Below are 18,424 nucleotides of genomic sequence, written 5' to 3' on the forward strand. Positions count from 1 at the left end.
CCGCCCCCCGGGGGCGGCCCCCCCCGCGGGGGGGGGCGGGGCCGGGGGGGCCCCCCCCCCCCCGCTGGCCCGGGGGGGGGGCGCCCGCCCGGGCCCCCCGGGGCCCCCCCGCCGCTCGCGTGTTCGGGGCCCAGGGTGCCCCGACGGTCAGGTGTACGAACCGGATCGGCCCCAGATGATCCAAAATCAGTCATCTAAGGGGACTTTTCCGGCGCGTGGGGGGAGTGAGGGGGGCAAATCCGTTCCCAGAACGGTCAGTTGTAGTGCTGAATGGAAAGTGCGGGGATACGCAACGGCGCGCGCCCGGCACAGCACAGGGGGCGCACGCCATCAGGCGGCTGAGAGGGGTTTGTTCGTGCCTGCTTTCTCACACAGCACTTCACGGACTCGGGTGCAGACACAGCCACAGACGCAGACAGCGGTCCCACCGGCGCTGGCGCTACCGGTGATCGAGGAGGCGTTTCCTCGCAACCTGCATCCGTATTGGCCGAAGCTTCAGGAGAAGACGCGGTCCTGGCTGCTCGAAAAGCGGCTCATGCCGGCCGACAAGGTGGAGAAATATGCCGATGGCCTTTGCTACACCGACCTCATGGCGGGCTACTACATAGGAGCCCCCGACGACCTCCTCTCCGCGATTTGCGACTACAGCGCGTGGTTCTTCGTCTGGGACGACCGTCATGACCGCGACGTGATCCACGGCCGGGGCGGTGCCTGGCGGCGCCTCGCCGTCCAGCTCCACGCGGCACTCGAGGCACCCCAGCTCCATCTGCACCACAAGGACCCTCTGGTTGCGGCGTTCGCCGACAGCATGGTCCGACTGAACGGCTCCCTCACCCGTTCATGGAACGCCCGGTTCGCCCGCCACTTCCACGTGGTGATCGACGCGTACGACCAGGAATTCCAGAACCGGACCTCGGGAACGGTGCCCTCGGTCGCGGAGTACATCGAACTCCGAAGGAACACCTTCGCGCACTGGATATGGCTCGATCTCCTTGAGCCGACCGCGAAGTACGAGCTCCCGGAATGGGTGCTCGAAAGCCCTGCATACCAGCGATCCGCGCTAGCGTGCCAAGATTTCGCCGCCTGGTACAACGACCTCTGCTCGCTTCCCAAGGAACTCGCGGGAGATGAACTCCACAACCTCGGGATAAGCCTCATCCAGCACGAGGGGCTTTCCCTCGAAGAGGCCGTGGAAGAAGTCCGCCGAAGGGTCAGCGGATGCATTTCCGAATTCCTGGACGCGGAGCCCGAAGTTCTCCGGATGGCGGATGAAGCGGCCGACGGGACTTTAGCGGGCGAGAGCCTCGCCGTGGCACTCAGGTCGTGCGTCTCCAATATGCGGAACTGGTTCAGTTCCGTGTACTGGTTCCACCACGAGTCGGGCCGCTATCAGGTGGACAGCTGGGACGACCGGGCCACTCCTCCGTACATCAGCGACCAGGCAGGTGACGAATGACCGTCGAATCGGCAGAATCCTCGGTTCCGGCTGTCGCGCAGCCCGGCGAGCGGCGCACACCGCCGTACGCCGGCGGCGGCGCGCCCCTCCTCGGGCACGCCTGGAACCTCGTGCGCGACCCCCTCGCCTTCGTCGCGGGACTGCGCGGCGACGGCGACCTGGTCCGCCTCAGGCTCGGCCCGAAGACGGCGTACGCGGTCTGCGACCCCGACCTCGTGGCCGCCCTCCTCAAGAGCCCCGACTACATGGTCGGCGGACCCCTGTGGGACACCCTCGGAGTCCTCCTCGGCAAGGGAGTGGCGACCAGCAACGGGCCCCAGCACCGGCGCCAGCGGCGCACCATCCAGCCCGCGTTCCGCACCGACCGCATCGCCGGCTACGCGACCGTGATGGAGGAGGAGGCGCGCGCCATGGCGGCGCGCTGGAAGCCCGGCGACACGGTCGACATCGGCGCAGAGGTGTTCCGCACCGCGGTCCGGATCATCGCCCGCTCCGTCCTGCACGTCGACTCGGTCGACGAGCGCGCCGACCGGCTCAGCTCCTCGCTGCACACGGTCTTCAGCGGCCTGTACCGGCGCATGGTCCTGTCCGTCGGACCCTTCTACCGGCTGCCACTTCCGGCCAATCGCCGATTCGAGCGGGCGTTGGCCGATTTGCATCGGCTGGTGGACGAGATCATTGCCGAGAGGCGCGCGTCCGGCGTCAATCCGGGCGACCTGCTCGCGGCATTGCTCGGGGCCGAGGACGAGAATGGCGAAACGGTCGGCGAGCAGGAGGTGCACGACCAAGTCGTCTCCCTCGTCGTGGCCGGCGCGGAGAATGTCGCGTCGACCCTCACGTGGACGTTCCAGCTCCTCGCGGAACACCCCGAGCAGGAAAGCCGGTTGCACGAGGAGGTTGAATCCGTGACGGAGGGCCGACCCGTCGCATTCGCCGACCTCAAGGGCCTAATCCACACGCGCAATGTCATCACCGAGGCGATGCGCATACGGCCCGCCGTATGGATATTGACGCGCCAGGCCGCCGTCGATACCGAGCTCGGCGGCTATCACATTCCGGCCGGTGCCGACATCGTCTACAGCCCGTATGCGATGCAACGCGATCCGCGGTCCTTCCCGGACCATCTGGAGTTCGACCCCGACCGCTGGCTGCCGGAGCGCGCCGCGGAAAGCCGGCAGAGCGCGATGATGCCGTTCAGCGTCGGCAACCGGAAGTGCCCCGGCGATCACTTCAGCATGGCCGAACTGGCCATCATCCTGGCCACGGTGACGCCCCGCTGGCGACTGGTTCCGGCCGCGGAGACGGACAGCACGCCCCGGATCGGGATCACGCTCCAGCCCAAGCGGGCGCTGCTGCGGGTGGAGGAGCGCGGCACGGCCTAGGAGTCCACGCCGGGTGCGCGGGGGCAGATCGGCCCCGCGCACCCGGCATGATCCGAACGACAGGCCCCTAGGCCGCGGACCGTACCCGGAACGTCCTGCGGAACGCGTTCGGCGTCGTGCCCAGCGCCTTCATGAACTGATGACGCATCGCCGCCGCGTTGCCGAAGCCGGTGCGGCCGGCGATCGACTCCACCGTCTCGTCCGTGCCCTCCAGCAACTCCTGCGCCAGCAGCACCCGTTGGCGGAGCAGCCAGCGGTACGGCGTCGTCCCCGTCTCCTGGTGGAAGCGGCGCGCGAAGGTGCGCGGCGACATATGGGCGCGCGCCGCGAGTTCCTCGACCGTGAGCGTCTCGTCCAGATGCGCCTCCATCCAGGCCAGTACGCCCCCCACGGTGTCGCAGGGAGTGACGGGCAGCGGGCGCTCCACGTACTGGGCCTGGCCGCCGTCGCGGTGCGGCGGGACCACCATGCGGCGGGCGATGGCGTTGGCGACCTCGGCGCCGTGTTCCTCGCGGACGATGTGCAGACAGGCGTCGATACCGGCGGCGGTGCCCGCCGAGGTGATGACCGGCCCCTCGTCGACGTACAGGACGTCGGGGTCGACCCGGGTGCGCGGGAACGCGACGGCGAGTTCGTGCGCGTACCGCCAGTGCACCGCGCAGCGGCGGCCGTCGAGCAGTCCGGCCGCGCCGAGCACGAAGACGCCCGAGCAGACGCTGAGGACCCGGGCGCCCCGGTCGACGGCCCGGCGCAGCGCGTCGAGCAGCTGGGGCGGGTAGTTGTCGCGCATGCTCGCGGCCGGCACCGCGATGAGGTCGGCCTCCTCCAGGCGCTCCAGGCCGTGCGGCGTGGAGACGGTGAAGCCCGCGTGGGTCGACAGGGTCGGCCCGTCGGCGGACGCCACAGCGAAGTCGTACACGGGGAGTCCGGCCTCGCTCCGGTCGAGGCCGAACACCTCGCAGACGACGCCGAGTTCGAAGGGGTGGACACCGTCGAGCAGCACTGCGGCCACGTTCTTCAGCATGCCGTCCAGTGTGCCGCATGCTTGGCAGTAATTCGAGGGTCAGTGACAGTCCTGCCACTGCCGGATGGGCCCGCGGAGGACGAAAGTAGAGGACATGAACACAGCGATGAACGCCCTCACCGTCCTCTTCGTCTTCCTCCTCCTGGCCGCCCCGTCCCTCTACGGGATCGCCCGCGACCGCCGGATCGACCGGCAGATCCGCCAGGCCCGGCGGGACGCCCAGGACCCGTCCCGCCGAGCCGAGTTCACGACTGTCGCCTAGAAGTCCTCGTCGAAACCGACCGAGCCCTCCACCGCGACCTGGTACGCCGACGGCCTGCGCTCGAAGAAGTTCGTCAGTTCCTGGACGCCCTGGAGCTCCATGAAGGAGAACGGGTTCTCCGAGCCGTAGACCGGCGGGAAGCCGAGGCGCTGGAGACGCTGGTCGGCGACGCACTCCAGGTACTGGCGCATCGACTCGGTGTTCATGCCGGGCAGACCCTCACCGCACAGGTCGCGGCCGAACTGGAGCTCCGCCTCGACGGCCTCCTTCAGCATGTCGGTGACCTGCTGCTGGAGTTCGTCGTCGAAGAGGTCGGGCTCCTCCTTGCGGACGGTGTCGACGACCTCGAACGCGAAGTTCATGTGCATCGTCTCGTCGCGGAAGACCCAGTTGGTGCCGGTCGCCAGGCCGTGCAGCAGGCCGCGCGAGCGGAACCAGTAGACGTACGCGAAGGCGCCGTAGAAGAACAGGCCCTCGATGCAGGCCGCGAAGCAGATCAGGTTGAGGAGGAAGCGGCGGCGGTCGGCCTTCGACTCCAGGCGGTCCAGCTTCTCGACCTCGTTGATCCACTTGAAGCAGAACTGGGCCTTCTCGCGGATGGAGGGGATCTCCTCGACCGCGTCGAACGCGGCCGCGCGGTCCTCCGGGTCGGGGAGGTAGGTGTCCAGAAGGGTCAGATAGAACTGGACGTGCACGGCCTCCTCGAACAGCTGGCGCGATAGATACAGGCGCGCCTCGGGGGAGTTGATGTGCTTGTACAGCGTCAGGACCAGGTTGTTCGAGACGATCGAGTCACCCGTCGCGAAGAACGCGACCAGCCGGCCGATCATGTGCTGCTCGCCCGGCGACAGCTTCGCGAGGTCGGCGACGTCCGAGTGGAGGTCGACCTCCTCGACGGTCCAGGTGTTCTTGATCGCGTCCCGGTAGCGCTCGTAGAAGTCCGGGTAGCGCATGGGACGCAGGGTCAGCTCGAAGCCCGGGTCGAGGAGGTTCTTCTCGGAGTTGGTGGTGGAGCTCATTACTGGCAGGCCTCGCAGGACTCGGGGTTTTCCAGGGAGCAGGCGACGGCGTCGGGGTCGGCGGCCTGCTGGGCGGGGATCGGGGCGGCGGACGCCGCGCGCGCGATCCGCGTCGCCGGGCGGGAGCGCAGGTAGTACGTCGTCTTCAGACCCGACTTCCAGGCGTACGCGTACATCGACGAGAGCTTGCCGATGGTGGGCGTCTCCAGGAACAGGTTCAGGGACTGCGCCTGGTCGAGGAACGGCGTGCGGGCCGCCGCCATGTCGATGAGGCCGCGCTGCGGGATCTCCCACGCCGTGCGGTACAGCTCGCGTACCTCGGCCGGGATCCAGCCGAAGCCCTGCACGGAGCCGCTGGACTCGCGCAGCGCCTCACGGCTCTGGGCGTCCCACACGCCGAGCCGCTTGAGTTCCTGGACCAGGTAGGAGTTGACCTGGAGGAACTCGCCGGAGAGCGTCTCGCGCTTGAACAGGTTGGAGACCTGCGGCTCGATGCACTCGTAGACACCCGCGATGGACGCGATCGTCGCGGTGGGCGCGATGGCGAGCAGCAGGGAGTTGCGCATGCCGGTCCTGGCGATACGTTCCCGCAGCGCCGCCCAGCGGTCGGGCCAGTTGAGCTCCACGTCGTAGTGGTCGGGGTGCAGTACGCCGCGCGCCGTGCGGGTCTTCTCCCAGGCGGGGAACGGGCCGATGGGGGTCCCCCCTGCACCGGAGCTCGTCGAAGGCGCTTGGGGGCGCTCGGCGAGGTCGGCGGACGCCTCGTACGCGGCGAGCATGATGCGCTCGGCGATCCGCGTGGACAGGGCCTTCGCCTCGGGGGAGTCGAAGGGCAGCTTCAGCTGGAAGAAGACGTCCTGGAGGCCCATCGCGCCGAGGCCCACCGGGCGCCACTTGGCGTTGGAGCGGCCGGCCTGCTCGCTCGGGTAGAAGTTGATGTCGACGACGCGGTCGAGGAACGTGACGGCCGTGCGGACGGTCGCGTCCAGACGCTCCCAGTCGATCTCCCCGTCCTGTACGAATGCGCCGAGATTGACGGACCCCAGGTTGCAGACCGCGGTCTCGCCGTCGTCCGTGACCTCAAGGATCTCGGTGCACAGGTTCGAGGAGTGGACGACGTTGCCGGGCTCCGCCGTCTGGTTGGCGGTGCGGTTGGCGGCGTCCTTGAAGGTCAGCCAGCCGTTGCCGGTCTGCGCCAGGGTGCGCATCATGCGGCCGTACAGCTCGCGGGCCGGCATCGTCTTCTGCGCGAGCCCGGCGGCCTCCGCCGCGCGGTAGGTGGTGTCGAACTCCTCGCCCCACAGGTCGACGAGGTCGGGCACGTCGGACGGCGAGAAGAGCGACCACGTGCCGTCGTCGGCGACGCGGCGCATGAACTCGTCCGGGATCCAGTGCGCGAGGTTCAGGTTGTGGGTGCGCCGGGCGTCCTCGCCGGTGTTGTCCCGCAGCTCCAGGAACTCCTCGATGTCGGAGTGCCACGTCTCCAGGTAGACGGCCGCGGCGCCCTTGCGCCGGCCGCCCTGGTTCACGGCCGCGACGGACGCGTCGAGGGTCTTGAGGAACGGCACGATGCCGTTGGAGTGCCCGTTCGTGCCGCGGATCAGCGAACCGCGCGAGCGGATGCGCGAGTACGAGAGTCCGATGCCGCCCGCGTGCTTGGACAGGCGTGCCACCTGGTGGTAGCGGTCGTAGATGGAGTCCAGCTCGTCGAGGGGCGAGTCGAGGAGGTAGCAGGACGACATCTGCGGGTGGCGGGTGCCGGAGTTGAAGAGGGTCGGCGACGACGGCAGGTAGTCGAGGCGGCTCATCAGCCGGTACAGGGAGGCGACTTCGTCGAGCGCGTGGACCGAGGCGTCCTCGGCGAGGCCGCACGCGACGCGCAGCATGAAGTGCTGCGGGGTCTCGACGACCTGCCGGGTGATCGGGTGGCGCAGCAGGTAGCGGCTGTGCAGGGTGCGCAGTCCGAAGTAGCCGAAGCGGTCGTCGGCGCCCTCGGCGACGGAGGTGGCGACGAGCGCGTCGAGGCGCTCGGCGTGCAGCGCCACGAAGTCGGCGGTGCGGTCGGCGATCAGGCCCTCGCGGTGCCCCACCGCGACGGACTCGGTGAACGAGGTGACGCCCTGCGAGGCGGCCTCGTCGGCGATGCTGATCGTCAGGAGCCTGGCGGCGAGCCGCGAGTACGCCGGGTCCTCGGAGATGAGGCCCGCGGCGGCCTCGGTGGCGAGGGAGCGCAGCTCGGCGGTGATGCCGGAGTCCGCCACTGCGGACCTGCCGCGCAGCGCGGCGGCGGCGACCTTGCCCGGGTCGGTGTCCGGGAGGTCGGCGGTCAGTTCGGTCAGGGTGCGCAGCAGCGCGGTTCCCGGGGCGTCGTGCTGTTCGGGGTTCCCTGCCAGCTCTGAGGCCGGTTCGGCGGGCGCGATGGTCACGTGGAGCTCTCCCTCGCTCGGCTCTGGGCCTGGCGGGAGGAGGGCACGGGGGCATGGCGGGGCCCGCGTCACCGGCCCACTCCACGAGACCCGGACGTCGTCATACCCGGGCCGGACGGCTCGGGCAGGGCTGTCGACAGGTCCTCGGACTTCACGTATGCGTGCATACGTACACCGTTGCGGGACAGTTCCGGACTTGCACCGGATTCCCCTGCGACGACAGCGAGCATGAGCATACATCTTGTGCCGGTCGACTGGCACAAGCCCACATCTTGTGTCGGATAGGCTCGCGCCGGCTTGGCGGGGATCGACGGGGGAGCGCGGCATGACGGGCTGGAGAGGGCAGTTGGGCGCCCTGGCGGCGGTCGTCGTCCTTGCGGCGGGGCGCGGCGCGGGCGGCCGTGGCGGCGCGGCGGGCCGGCGAGCGGCTCTACGGCACGCGGACGCAGTAGGGACCCACAGCACGACGCCCTCCCGTACGCGGGGTACGGGAGGGCGGTGATCAGGAGAGGGTCTGGGTCAGTGCGCGGACCCGGCCGTGGCCGGCGGGAGTTCGACCGCGACGCCGGGGTCGCCCGCGTCCGCCGTGTAGTCCGCCGGGGACGTCTCGTCGATGCCCTCAGGGGCCTTGAACGCCTTCAGGGCGAAGGTGAGGACCACGGTCACCACCACGTTCAGGACGAACGCCGTGAGGCCGATGTAGCCGATCTCGCCGATGCCGGGGATCTCCTTGGCGCTGCCGCCGAAGTGCTTCTGCGTCGGCGAGGCGACCCCGTACGCGGCGAGCGTGCCGTAGACCATGCCGACCGCCCAGCCGGCGAGCAGCGCCCAGCGGTGGAACCAGCGGGTGAACAGGCCGCCGACGAGGGCCGGCATGGTCTGGAGGATCCAGATGCCGCCCAGGAGCTGGAAGTTGATCGCGACGGTCTTGTCCATGGTGAGGACGAAGGCGAGCGCGCCCACCTTCACCAGGAGGGAGACCAGCTTGGAGACCTTGGTCTCCTGCGCGGGCGTCGCGTTCGGCCTGATGAAGTCCTTGTAGATGTTGCGCGTGAACAGGTTCGCCGCCGCGATCGACATGATCGCCGCGGGCACCAGCGCACCGATGCCGATGGCCGCGAACGCGACGCCCGTGAACCAGTCGGGGAACATGTTCTCGAAGAGCTGCGGGATCGCCAGCTGCCCGTTCTGCACCTTGATCCCGGCCGCGATCGCCATGAAGCCGAGCAGCGCGAGCAGGCCCAGCATCAGGGAGTACAGGGGCAGGATGGTGGTGTTGCGACGGATCACGTTGCGGCTGCGCGAGGACAGCGTCGCCGTGATCGAGTGCGGGTACATGAAGAGCGCCAGCGCCGAGCCGAGGGCCAGCGTCGCGTACGTCCACTGCCCGGCCGGTGCCGGGGCGAGCGATCCGACCGGCTTGCCCGTGGCCGGGTTGGGCGTCGCGAACTTCTCGTTCGCCGCGTGGAAGATGGCGTCGAAGCCGCCCAGCTTGATCGGGATGTAGATGATCGCGACGGCGATGACGAGGTAGATCAGACCGTCCTTGACGAACGCGATCAGCGCGGGGGCCCGCAGACCCGACGAGTACGTGTACGCGGCGAGCACCGCGAACGCGATCAGCAGCGGCAGGTCCTTGATGAACCAGTTGGTCGACTCGTCGCCGCCGACGCCCATCACGTCCAGGACGGCCTGGATGCCGACCAGTTGGAGCGCGATGTACGGCATCGTGGCGAGGATGCCCGTGATGGCGACGGCCAGGGACAGACCCTTGGAGCCGAAGCGGCCGCGCACGAAGTCGGAGGTCGTCACGTAGCCGTGCTTGTGCGACACCGACCACAGGCGCGGCAGGAAGGTGAAGATCAGCGGGTAGACGAGGATCGTGTACGGCACCGCGAAGAAGCCGGAGGCGCCGGCCGCGTAGATCGCCGCAGGGACGGCCACGAAGGTGTAAGCGGTGTAGAGGTCGCCGCCGAGCAGGAACCAGGTGACCCAGGTGCCGAACGAGCGTCCGCCCAGGCCCCACTCGTCGAGGCTCTGCTCGTTGTCGGACCTGCGCCAGCGCGCGGCCAGGAAGCCCATGACCGTGACGGCGATGAAGAAGAAGATGAAGACGCCGAGCGCGACGCCGTTGACTCCGCCGTTCATGCCTGCCCACCCGTCTTCCGGGCGCGCTGGTCACGCTGCCACAGCTTGTACGCGATCATCGTCAGCGCCGTGGAGATGAGGACCCACAGCATCTGGTACCAGTAGAAGAACGGAATACCGATGAAGGTCGGGTCGACCTTCGCGTAGGAGCCGACCCAGAGCATCGCCACGAACGGTGCGACGAGGCACAGGGCAATGACCACTCGCACCGGTGTGACCACCGGCCGTTTCACTTCAGGCACATCCGACATACGGCGGTCCGTCCCCTCGCTGATCCCGCTTATCTCATGCTTAACGTGGCGGAAATCTAGGCGACGATCTCGTCGTATGGAACCCCCGTCCGGATAACGGACAAAGCGTGGCCGACATGCCGTTCATGTGCCGACTTCTCGGGTCGGCACAAGCGGATTCGCGTACGGCGCCCGTCAGTCCGTCGGGCGCTTGAGGCGGGCCACGAACTTGTAGCGGTCGCCCCGGTACACCGAGCGCACCCACTCGACGGGCTGGCCCGTTCCGTCCACGGAGTGCCGCGACAGCATCAGCATGGGCAGACCCACGTCGGTGCCGAGCAGGCCCGCTTCGCGCGGGGTGGCCAGCGAGGTCTCGATGGTCTCCTCGGCCTCGGCCAGGCGTACGCCGTAGACCTCGGCAAGCGCCGTGTACAGGGACGTGTACTTGACCAGGGAGCGGCGCAGCGCGGGGAAACGCTTGGCCGACAGATGGGTCGTCTCGATGGCCATCGGCTCGCCGCTCGCGAGGCGGAGCCGCTCGATGCGCAGGACGCGCCCGCCCGCCGTGATGTCGAGGAGCCCGGCGAGGGAGTCGTCGGCGGTCACATAGCCGATGTCCAGAAGCTGTGAGGTGGGTTCCAGGCCCTGGGCGCGCATGTCCTCGGTGTACGAGGTCAGTTGCAGCGCCTGCGAGACCTTGGGCTTGGCGACGAACGTCCCCTTGCCCTGGATGCGCTCGAGCCGGCCCTCGACGACCAGCTCCTGAAGGGCCTGGCGCACGGTCGTGCGGGAGGTGTCGAACTCGGCGGCGAGGGTGCGCTCGGGCGGGACCGGGGTGCCCGGGGGCAGCGTCTCGGTCATGTCCAGCAAGTGCCGCTTCAGGCGGTAGTACTTGGGCACACGCGCGGTGCGGCCCGCTGCGGGTGCCTCCGCCGTCGTGGCGCCGCCCGCATCGGTTCCGCTGCTGCCCGCATGGGTGCCCATGGCCCGCCTTCCCGGCTCCTGTGGTGCTGCCGTCACCGGCTCCTCCGTCTGTTGCGGCTCACATGGTGGCACGGCCCTCCCTGCGGGAGCCGTGCTCCCTCAGGTGTCGGTCCGATAACGGACGCGACAGCCCTTCTTATACACCCTTGACACCCCTAAAGGTCTAGGCCAAGCTCCCCGTACTGGTCTACACCATTAAAGACCAGGTCCCAGTCCCACGTGCAGTACCACGTCGAGTTCGTTGCGTTCGTCGTATCCGTCGTTGTGGGCGGGGGGTTGCTGGCATCCCTGAGGAGGGTGACGTGAAGCGCAGGCTCATTGCGGCTATCGGTGTCGCGGGCATGTTGGTTTCGATCGCGGCTTGTGGCAGTGGTGATGACGGCGGCACGGACAAGAAGGCCGGCGCCGACGGGTACAAGGGCCAGACGCTGACCGTGTGGGCCATGGACGGCTCCACGCCGGACACCTGGCAGAAGGACGTCACGGCGGCCTTCGAGAAGAAGACCGGCGCGAAGCTGAAGATCGAGATCCAGCAGTGGAACGGCATCCAGCAGAAGCTGACCACCGCCCTGTCCGAGGAGAACCCGCCCGACGTCTTCGAGGTCGGCAACACGCAGACCCCCGCCTACGCCAAGACCGGCGGCCTCGCCGACCTCTCCGACCTCAAGTCCTCGATCGGCACCGACTGGGCCGAGTCGATGAACAAGTCCGCGGTCTCGGACGGCAAGCAGTACGCCGCCCCGTGGTTCGTCGTGAACCGCGTCGTCATCTACAACAAGAAGATCTGGGCCGACGCAGGCATCAAGGAACTCCCCAAGACCCGCGACGAGTTCTACAAGGACCTCCAGACCATCGGCAAGAAGACGGACGCCGAGCCGATCTACCTGCCCGGCCAGAACTGGTACCACTTCGTCGGCCTGACCATCGGTGAGGGCGCCGAGCTCGTCAAGAAGGACGGCGACAAGTACGTCTCCAACCTGGCCGACCCCAAGGTGGGCGCCGCCATGGAGACGTACAAGAAGTTCCAGGCCCTGTCCAAGGCCCCCAAGGACAAGGACGAGGCCACCCCGCAGCAGGCCGAGGTCTTCGCCAAGGGCAAGACCGGCTCCTTCATCGGAATGGGCTGGGAGTCCGCCCTCGCCATCAAGGCCAACCCGAAGATCGAGAAGGAGATCGGCTACTTCACGGTCCCGGGTGCCACGGCCGACAAGCCCGAGGGCGTCTTCCTCGGCGGCTCCAACCTCGCCGTCGCCGCGGGCAGCAAGAAGCAGGACCTCGCCAAGGAGTTCCTGAAGATCGCGCTCTCCGACCAGTTCGAGGGCCAGCTCGCCAAGGAAGGCGGCGTGATCCCCAACAAGGAGGCGCTGCAGTCCAACCTCAAGGGCAACGCCGCCGCCGAGGCCGCCGCTCCCGCCGCCGCCGGCGGCGGCACCACCCCGCTGATCCCGGAGTGGGCCCCGGTCGAGAACGCCCCCAACCCGGTCAAGACCTACATGACCGCGGTGCTGAAGGGTAAGTCCCCGGCCGCTGCCGCCAAGCAGGTCGAGGCCGAGTTCAACAAGCGCCTCTCGCAGAAGCAGTAAGGCAGCAACAGACCCCGCGCGGACGGAGAGCGTCGATACGCACTCCGCCCCGCGGGGTTCACGGCGTCCCGGCAGGCCCAGAAAAGAGATGGCGAGCATGACCGTGCAGACCGAACGGCCGCCCTCCGGTCCGGCGGAGGTCCGACAAGCCGACGGCGGGGGATCCGGCGGACCGAGAAAGCAGGCCCGCGCACGGGCCGGGGTGTTCGCGCCCTATCTGCTGCTGCTTCCCGCGGTCGCGGCCACCGTGCTGCTCCTCGGCTGGCCGCTGCTCAAGGACGGGCTCCTGTCGTTCCAGAACCTCAACATGGGGCAGCTGATCCAGCATGTCACCGAGTGGAACGGCTTCGACAACTACCAAGAGGTACTGACCAGTTCGGACTTCTGGCGGGTCACCGGACGCTCCATCGTCTTCACCCTCGTCAACGCTGTCCTGATCATGGTGATCGGCACCCTCGTCGGCCTGCTCCTCGCCCGGCTCGGCAAGCGCATGCGCGTCCTGCTCCTCGTCGGGCTCGTGCTCGCCTGGGCGATGCCCGTCGTCGCCGCGACCACCGTCTACCAGTGGCTGTTCGCGGAGCGCTTCGGCGTCGTCAACTGGGTCCTCGACAAGCTCGGCTGGCACTCCATGGCCGACTACAGCTGGACCGGCAGCCAGATGTCGACGTTCTTCGTCGTCACCGTACTGATCGTCTGGATGTCGATCCCGTTCGTCGCGATCAACCTCTACGCCGCGACGACCACCATCCCCAAGGAGCTCTACGAAGCCGCGTCCCTGGACGGCGCCGGCCCCTGGAAGAGCTTCCTCTCGGTCACGCTGCCGTATCTGCGGCCCTTCCTCTACGCGACGACGTTCCTGGAGATCATCTGGGTCTTCAAGGCGTTCGTCCAGGTCTTCACGATCAACGGCGGCGGCCCCGACCGGCTCACCGAGATCCTGCCCGTGTATGCGTACATCGAGGGCGTCGGCAACCAGCACTTCGGCATGGGCGCGGCGATCGCCGTCCTGACGATCCTGATCCTGCTCGTGCTGACCGCCTACTACCTCCGGATCGTGCTCAAGCAAGAGGAGGACGAGCAGTGAAGCGCTCCGCTTCGTCGACGTTCCGCCGCGCCTGGCCCAATGTGACGGCCGTGATCCTGTTCATCGGCTTCGTCTTCCCCGTCTACTGGATGTTCGCCACGGCGCTGAAGCCGACCGGCGACATCATCAGCGAGAACCCCGTCTGGTTCCCGACCGACATCACGTTCGAGCACTTCAGGACGGCGGTCGACGCCGACAACTTCTGGACGCTGGTGCGCAACTCGGTCACCGTCACCGTGCTCGCCGTCGTCTTCTCGCTGGTCATCGGCCTGGCCGCGGCGTTCGCCCTCGCGCGGATGCGGTTCAAGGGCCGCCGCGGCTTCATCATCGGGTTCATGCTGGCCCAGATGGCGCCCTGGGAAGTCATGGTCATCGCGATCTACATGATCGTGCGCGACGCGTCGATGCTGAACAGCCTCGTCCCGCTGACCCTCTTCTACATGGTGATGATCCTGCCCTTCACCCTGCTCACGCTGCGCGGCTTCGTCGCCGCCGTGCCCAGGGAGCTGGAGGAGTCCGCGATGGTCGACGGCTGCACCCGCATGCAGGCCTTCCGCAGGGTGATCCTGCCGTTGCTCGCACCCGGCCTGATGTCGACGTCGATGTTCGGCTTCATCACCGCCTGGAACGAGTTCCCGATGGTCCTCGTCCTCAACAAGTCGCCCGAGGCGCAGACGCTGCCGCTGTGGCTCTCCAGCTTCCAGACCGCGTTCGGCGACGACTGGGGTGCGACCATGGCCGCGTCCTCACTGTTCGCGATCCCGATCCTGATCCTCTTCGTCTTCCTGCAGCGCAGGGCCGTCAGCGGCCTCACCGACGGCGCCGTGAAGGGATAACACCGCCAGATGACGACACTCACCGCACGCGGCACCGACACCCTCACCCGTGACGCGCTCACCGTCCTCCAGCCCGGCTTCACCGGCACCAGCGCCCCGGACTGGCTCCTGCGCCGGCTCGGCGAAGGCCTCGCCTCCGTCGGCCTGTTCGGCCGCAACATCGCCTCCCCCGAGCAACTCGCCGCCCTGACAGCCCAGTTGCGCGCCGAGCGCGACGACGTCCTGGTCGCCATCGACGAGGAGGGCGGGGACGTGACGCGCCTGGAGGTGCGCTCCGGCTCCTCGTTCCCCGGCAACCACGCCCTCGGCGCGGTCGACGACGTGGAGCTCACCCGGTCCGTCGCCGCCGAACTCGGCCGCCGCCTCGCCGCCTGCGGCGTCAACCTCAACTGGGCCCCGTCCGCGGACGTCAACTCCAACCCGGCCAACCCGGTCATCGGCGTACGGTCCTTCGGCGCCGACACCGGCCTCGTGTCCCGCCACACGGCCGCGTACGTCACCGGGCTCCAGTCCGCGGGCGTCGCCGCCTGCACCAAGCACTTCCCGGGCCACGGCGACACCGCGGTCGACTCGCACCACGACATGCCCCGTATCGACGTGGGCCTCGACGTGCTGTACGAGCGTGAACTCGAGCCGTTCCGCGCGGCGATCGCGGCCGGCACGCGCGCGGTGATGAGCGCCCACATCCTCGTCCCCGCCCTGGACCCGGACCGCCCCGCCACCCTCTCGCCCCGCATCCTCACCGGACTGCTCCGCGAGGAGCTGGGTTACGAGGGGCTGATCGTCACCGACGGCATGGAGATGCAGGCCATCTCCGCCACGTACGGCATCGAGCGCGGCAGCGTCCTCGCTATCGCGGCCGGCGCCGACGCCATCTGTGTCGGCGGCGGGCTCGCCGACGACGACACGGTGCTGCGGCTGCGGGACGCGCTCGTCGCGGCGGTGCGCTCGGGCGACCTGCCCGAGGAGCGGCTCGCCGACGCCGCGGCGCGGGTGCGTTCGCTCGCCCGGTGGACCTCCGTGCCGGGCGCGGCCGAGCACTCGGGGGGCACGCCGGACACCGGGATCGGACTGGTCGCGGCGCGGCGCGCGGTGACGGTCACGCGCGGTGAGTACGCGGCCCCGGTCACCGAGGCGCCGTACGTCGTCGCCTTCACGCCCGTCGCCAACATCGCGGTCGGCGACGAGACACCGTGGGGCGTCGCCGCCGAGCTGGAGCGGCTGCTGCCCGGCACGGAGACCGGCAGCTTCTCGGGCACGGACGCCGGCGCCGCCGCCCTGGCCGCGGCGGGGGAGCGGCGCATCGTCGCCGTGGTCCGCGACGCCCATCGGCACGCGTGGATGGCGGATTCCCTGGACGCACTTCTCGACGCCCGCCCCGACACGGTCGTGGTCGAGATGGGCGTACCGCAGGCGCCACCGAGAGGCTCCCTCCACGTGGCGACGCACGGCGCCGCCCGAGTGTGCGGCCTGGCCGCCGCCGAGGTGATCGTCGCCGGGTGAGCCGAGCGCCCCTACGCGAAGGTGCCGGTCACCCCTGGTGAGGGGTGACCGGCACCGTCATGTCGGCCCGAACTCGCTTACAGCCCCTGCCAATCGGGCTTGTTCGCGTACGTGTGCCGGAAGTATTCGGCGAGCTTCAGCTTCGACGCCGCCGCCTCGTCCACGACGATCGTCGCGTGCGGGTGCAGCTGGAGCGCCGACGCCGGCACCACGGAGGCCACCGGACCCTCGACGGTCGCCGCCACCGCGTCCGCCTTGCCCTCGCCCGTGGCGAGCAGCACGAGATGCCGCGCCTCCAGGATCGTGCCGATGCCCTGCGTGATGACGTGGCGCGGCACCTGGCTGAGGTCGCCGTCGAAGAAGCGCGCGTTGTCCGCGATGGTCTGCTGCGTCAGCGTCTTGATCCGCGTACGGGAGGCGATCGACGAGCACGGCTCGTTGAACCCGATGTGCCCGTCCGTGCCGATGCCGAGCAGCTGGAGGTCCACGCCGCCCGCCGCCGCGAGCGCCTCGTCGTACGCGGTGCAGGCCGCCTGCACGTCCTCGGCGCTGCCGTCCGGGCCCATGAAGGAGCCCTCGCTCAGGCCGAGCGGCTCGACGACCTCGCGCAGCACCGTCGCCCGGTAGGACTCGGGGTGCCCGGTCGGCAGGCCCACGTACTCGTCGAGCTGCGCGATACGCGCCTTCGAGGCGTCGACCGCGCCGCCGCGGACCTTGGCCGCCAGCGCCTCGTAGATGGGCAGCGGGGTCGAGCCGGTGGCCACGCCGAGCAGGGCGTCGGGCTTGCGCCGCAGCAGCTGGGCCATCGCCTCGGCGATGAGCTCGCCGCCTGCCTTGGCGTCCGGGACGATCACAACTTCCACGCTGGGCCTGCCGATCTGGTCGAGGGTGCGATGTTGCGCATGTGGTATAGACCAATCTAGCAGAGGTGGCCCGGCCGGTCACGGGGCGTACGACACCGTCTGTCCATGCTCGGCGCTCCCCGCCCCGGCGGCACCTCGGACCCGCCCCGACCGGGCGCGCGCCCGCCACAACGGCCAGAGTGGAAGGAAGCGTGGACGGTGGAAGACCCGGCCCGTGCCCCGCCCGCCGGACCCGCGACCGCCTCCTGGGAGGAGTCCGCATGAGCGCCACCCCGTCGGCCCCGAAGGGCGAGCGGCCGGGCCGGATCATGGCCCGCGAGATGGCCGAGCAGCCCGAGGTGCTGCGCCGCATCCTGGACACCGGCGCCCACCGCATCCACGAGGTGGCCCGGCTCGTCGCGGCACAGTCGCCCCGCTTCGTCCTGCTCACCGCCCGCGGCGCCTCCGACAACGCCGCCCTCTATGCGAAGTACCTCCTGGAGATCCAGCTCGGGATGCCCTGCGGCCTGGTCTCCATGTCCACCACGACGGCGTACGGCGCCCGGCCCGACCTGCGGGACGTCCTGGCCGTCACCGTCAGTCAGTCGGGCGGCTCGCCCGACCTGGTGGCCTCCACGAAGGCGGCCCGCGCGGCCGGCGCGATCACCCTCGCGGTGACCAACAACCCGGACTCGCCGCTCGCCGCCGTCTCCGAGCACCACATCGACATCATGGCGGGCCCCGAGAAGGCGCTCCCGGCCACGAAGACGTACACCGCGGCGCTGCTCGCGCTCTACCTCTTCGTCGAGGGCCTGCGCGGCGGCGACGGTGCGCCCGCCAAGGTGCTGCCGGCCCTCGCGCAACAGCTCCTGGACCGCCAGGACGAGGTGCGCGCCCTCGCCTCCCGCTACCGCTTCGCGGACCGCATGGTGATCATCTCGCGCGGCTACGGCTACCCGACGGCCAAGGAGGCCGCCCTCAAACTCATGGAGACCAGCTACATCCCGGTCCTGTCCTACTCGGGTGCCGATCTGCTGCACGGCCCGCTCGCCATGGTCGACAACATCTCACCGGTCATCGCCGTCGTCACGGACGGTAAGGGCGGCCTCATGCTCCAGCCTGTGCTGGACCGGCTGCGCGGCCGCGGCGCCGACCTCGTCGTCATCGGCCCCAAGGCCCAGGTGGACCAGGCGTCGGCCGGCTTCGTCCTGCCGACCGAAGGTGTCGCGGAGGAGGTCCAGCCGGTCCTGGAGATCATCCCGCTCCAGCTCCTCGCGTACGAGGTCACCACCGCCCGCGGCCAGGACCCGGACGCCCCGAGGGCGCTGGCGAAGGTGACGGAGACGCACTGACCGGGACACCTTCCCCCGGGAGGCTTATCGCCGCTTTTGAGACCCGAATCCGGGCGGATTTCGCGGAAGGGGAGCTTCCGTCCGACACGGACGCGGCGGCTCTGGCACCCTGTGCAGGGGCGGCCGGCCCGTGGCGACCGCCGCGGGAGCGGGCACGAAGAGACAACAACAAACATCGTCCAACGCGTAGACATGACAGAATGGTCTAGTCCACAATGCGATGGTAAAGCCTCCGCCCTCCCCGCACAGGAGGACGGACCGAGGAGCCGACGCTCTCTGCCCTGACTGCGGCG

At 69.3% G+C, this 18,424-nt stretch carries 15 protein-coding genes and 1 riboswitch; of the genes, 8 read left to right on the forward strand and 7 right to left on the reverse strand.

Translation table 11 applies throughout. The features are described from left to right. The first annotated feature begins 355 nt into the window (after positions 1-355). Together cyc1 and ACIPWY_RS39210 are read left to right on the forward strand one after the other, a co-directional pair. Positions 356-1,456, forward strand: coding sequence for an epi-isozizaene synthase (gene cyc1 / locus ACIPWY_RS39205; RefSeq protein WP_393705828.1), 1,101 nt, complete (start codon positions 356-358; stop codon positions 1,454-1,456). Continuing rightward, positions 1,453-2,838, forward strand: coding sequence for a cytochrome P450 (locus tag ACIPWY_RS39210; RefSeq protein ID WP_362903890.1), 1,386 nt, complete (start codon positions 1,453-1,455; stop codon positions 2,836-2,838). The genes cyc1 and ACIPWY_RS39210 overlap by 4 nt, the downstream gene beginning before the upstream one ends. A 67-nt stretch (positions 2,839-2,905) precedes the next feature. Here the strand turns inward: ACIPWY_RS39210 and ACIPWY_RS39215 are convergent, their stop codons facing one another. Then, complete coding sequence (locus ACIPWY_RS39215; protein WP_362903891.1) at positions 2,906-3,862, reverse strand: helix-turn-helix domain-containing protein; 957 nt, start codon at positions 3,860-3,862, stop codon at positions 2,906-2,908. A gap of 94 nt (positions 3,863-3,956) precedes the next feature. Here ACIPWY_RS39215 and ACIPWY_RS39220 point away from each other — a divergent pair, with 94 nt between their 5' ends. Beyond that, complete coding sequence (locus tag ACIPWY_RS39220) at positions 3,957-4,124, forward strand: hypothetical protein (protein ID WP_362903893.1); 168 nt, start codon at positions 3,957-3,959, stop codon at positions 4,122-4,124. On the opposite strand, the gene ACIPWY_RS39225 is transcribed toward ACIPWY_RS39220, so the two are convergent. The 5 genes from ACIPWY_RS39225 to ACIPWY_RS39245 all read right to left on the reverse strand — a co-directional run bounded on the left by ACIPWY_RS39225 (position 4,121) and on the right by ACIPWY_RS39245 (position 10,931). Continuing rightward, positions 4,121-5,143: a ribonucleotide-diphosphate reductase subunit beta gene (locus ACIPWY_RS39225; RefSeq protein WP_362903894.1), complete on the reverse strand. Its 1,023-nt coding sequence runs from the start codon at positions 5,141-5,143 to the stop codon at positions 4,121-4,123. The genes ACIPWY_RS39220 and ACIPWY_RS39225 overlap by 4 nt on opposite strands. After that, complete coding sequence (locus tag ACIPWY_RS39230) at positions 5,143-7,569, reverse strand: ribonucleoside-diphosphate reductase subunit alpha (RefSeq protein WP_393705829.1); 2,427 nt, start codon at positions 7,567-7,569, stop codon at positions 5,143-5,145. The genes ACIPWY_RS39225 and ACIPWY_RS39230 overlap by 1 nt, the downstream gene beginning before the upstream one ends. Before the next feature lie 117 nt (positions 7,570-7,686). After that, a riboswitch (cobalamin riboswitch) is annotated at positions 7,687-7,837 on the reverse strand. Between the two features lie 251 nt (positions 7,838-8,088). After that, positions 8,089-9,717, reverse strand: coding sequence for a monocarboxylate uptake permease MctP (gene mctP, locus ACIPWY_RS39235; protein WP_362903898.1), 1,629 nt, complete (start codon positions 9,715-9,717; stop codon positions 8,089-8,091). After that, complete coding sequence (locus ACIPWY_RS39240) at positions 9,714-9,968, reverse strand: DUF3311 domain-containing protein (protein WP_116510150.1); 255 nt, start codon at positions 9,966-9,968, stop codon at positions 9,714-9,716. Before ACIPWY_RS39240 ends, mctP begins: the two co-directional genes overlap by 4 nt. 174 nt (positions 9,969-10,142) lie before the next feature. Further along, positions 10,143-10,931, reverse strand: a complete 789-nt coding sequence (locus ACIPWY_RS39245) for a GntR family transcriptional regulator (protein ID WP_362903999.1) — start codon at positions 10,929-10,931, stop codon at positions 10,143-10,145. 302 nt (positions 10,932-11,233) lie between these two features. Here ACIPWY_RS39245 and ACIPWY_RS39250 point away from each other — a divergent pair, with 302 nt between their 5' ends. From ACIPWY_RS39250 to ACIPWY_RS39265, 4 genes are all read left to right on the forward strand, one after another. Further along, positions 11,234-12,514, forward strand: coding sequence for an extracellular solute-binding protein (locus ACIPWY_RS39250; RefSeq protein ID WP_362903900.1), 1,281 nt, complete (start codon positions 11,234-11,236; stop codon positions 12,512-12,514). A 97-nt stretch (positions 12,515-12,611) separates the two neighbouring features. After that, a complete protein-coding gene (locus ACIPWY_RS39255; RefSeq protein ID WP_362903902.1) occupies positions 12,612-13,598 on the forward strand; it encodes a sugar ABC transporter permease in 987 nt (328 codons plus the stop codon). Then, positions 13,595-14,434: a carbohydrate ABC transporter permease gene (locus ACIPWY_RS39260; RefSeq protein ID WP_393705830.1), complete on the forward strand. Its 840-nt coding sequence runs from the start codon at positions 13,595-13,597 to the stop codon at positions 14,432-14,434. The genes ACIPWY_RS39255 and ACIPWY_RS39260 overlap by 4 nt, the downstream gene beginning before the upstream one ends. Before the next feature lie 9 nt (positions 14,435-14,443). Continuing rightward, entirely contained in the window at positions 14,444-15,937 is a 1,494-nt protein-coding gene (locus tag ACIPWY_RS39265) for a glycoside hydrolase family 3 protein (protein ID WP_362903906.1), read from the forward strand. Between the two features lie 77 nt (positions 15,938-16,014). Here ACIPWY_RS39265 and nagB read toward each other — a convergent pair whose 3' ends face one another. Further along, positions 16,015-16,800: a glucosamine-6-phosphate deaminase gene (nagB, locus tag ACIPWY_RS39270; protein WP_383887020.1), complete on the reverse strand. Its 786-nt coding sequence runs from the start codon at positions 16,798-16,800 to the stop codon at positions 16,015-16,017. Positions 16,801-17,060: 260 nt separating this feature from the next. On the opposite strand from nagB, the gene ACIPWY_RS39275 reads away from it, so the two are divergent. Beyond that, positions 17,061-18,131 carry an SIS domain-containing protein gene (locus ACIPWY_RS39275; protein ID WP_393705831.1) on the forward strand — a complete coding sequence of 357 codons (1,071 nt, stop codon included), beginning with the start codon at positions 17,061-17,063 and terminating at the stop codon, positions 18,129-18,131. The last annotated feature ends 293 nt before the right edge of the window (positions 18,132-18,424 follow it).

This window comes from Streptomyces sp. NPDC090032 (assembly GCF_044748025.1).
GTDB lineage: Bacteria > Actinomycetota > Actinomycetes > Streptomycetales > Streptomycetaceae > Streptomyces.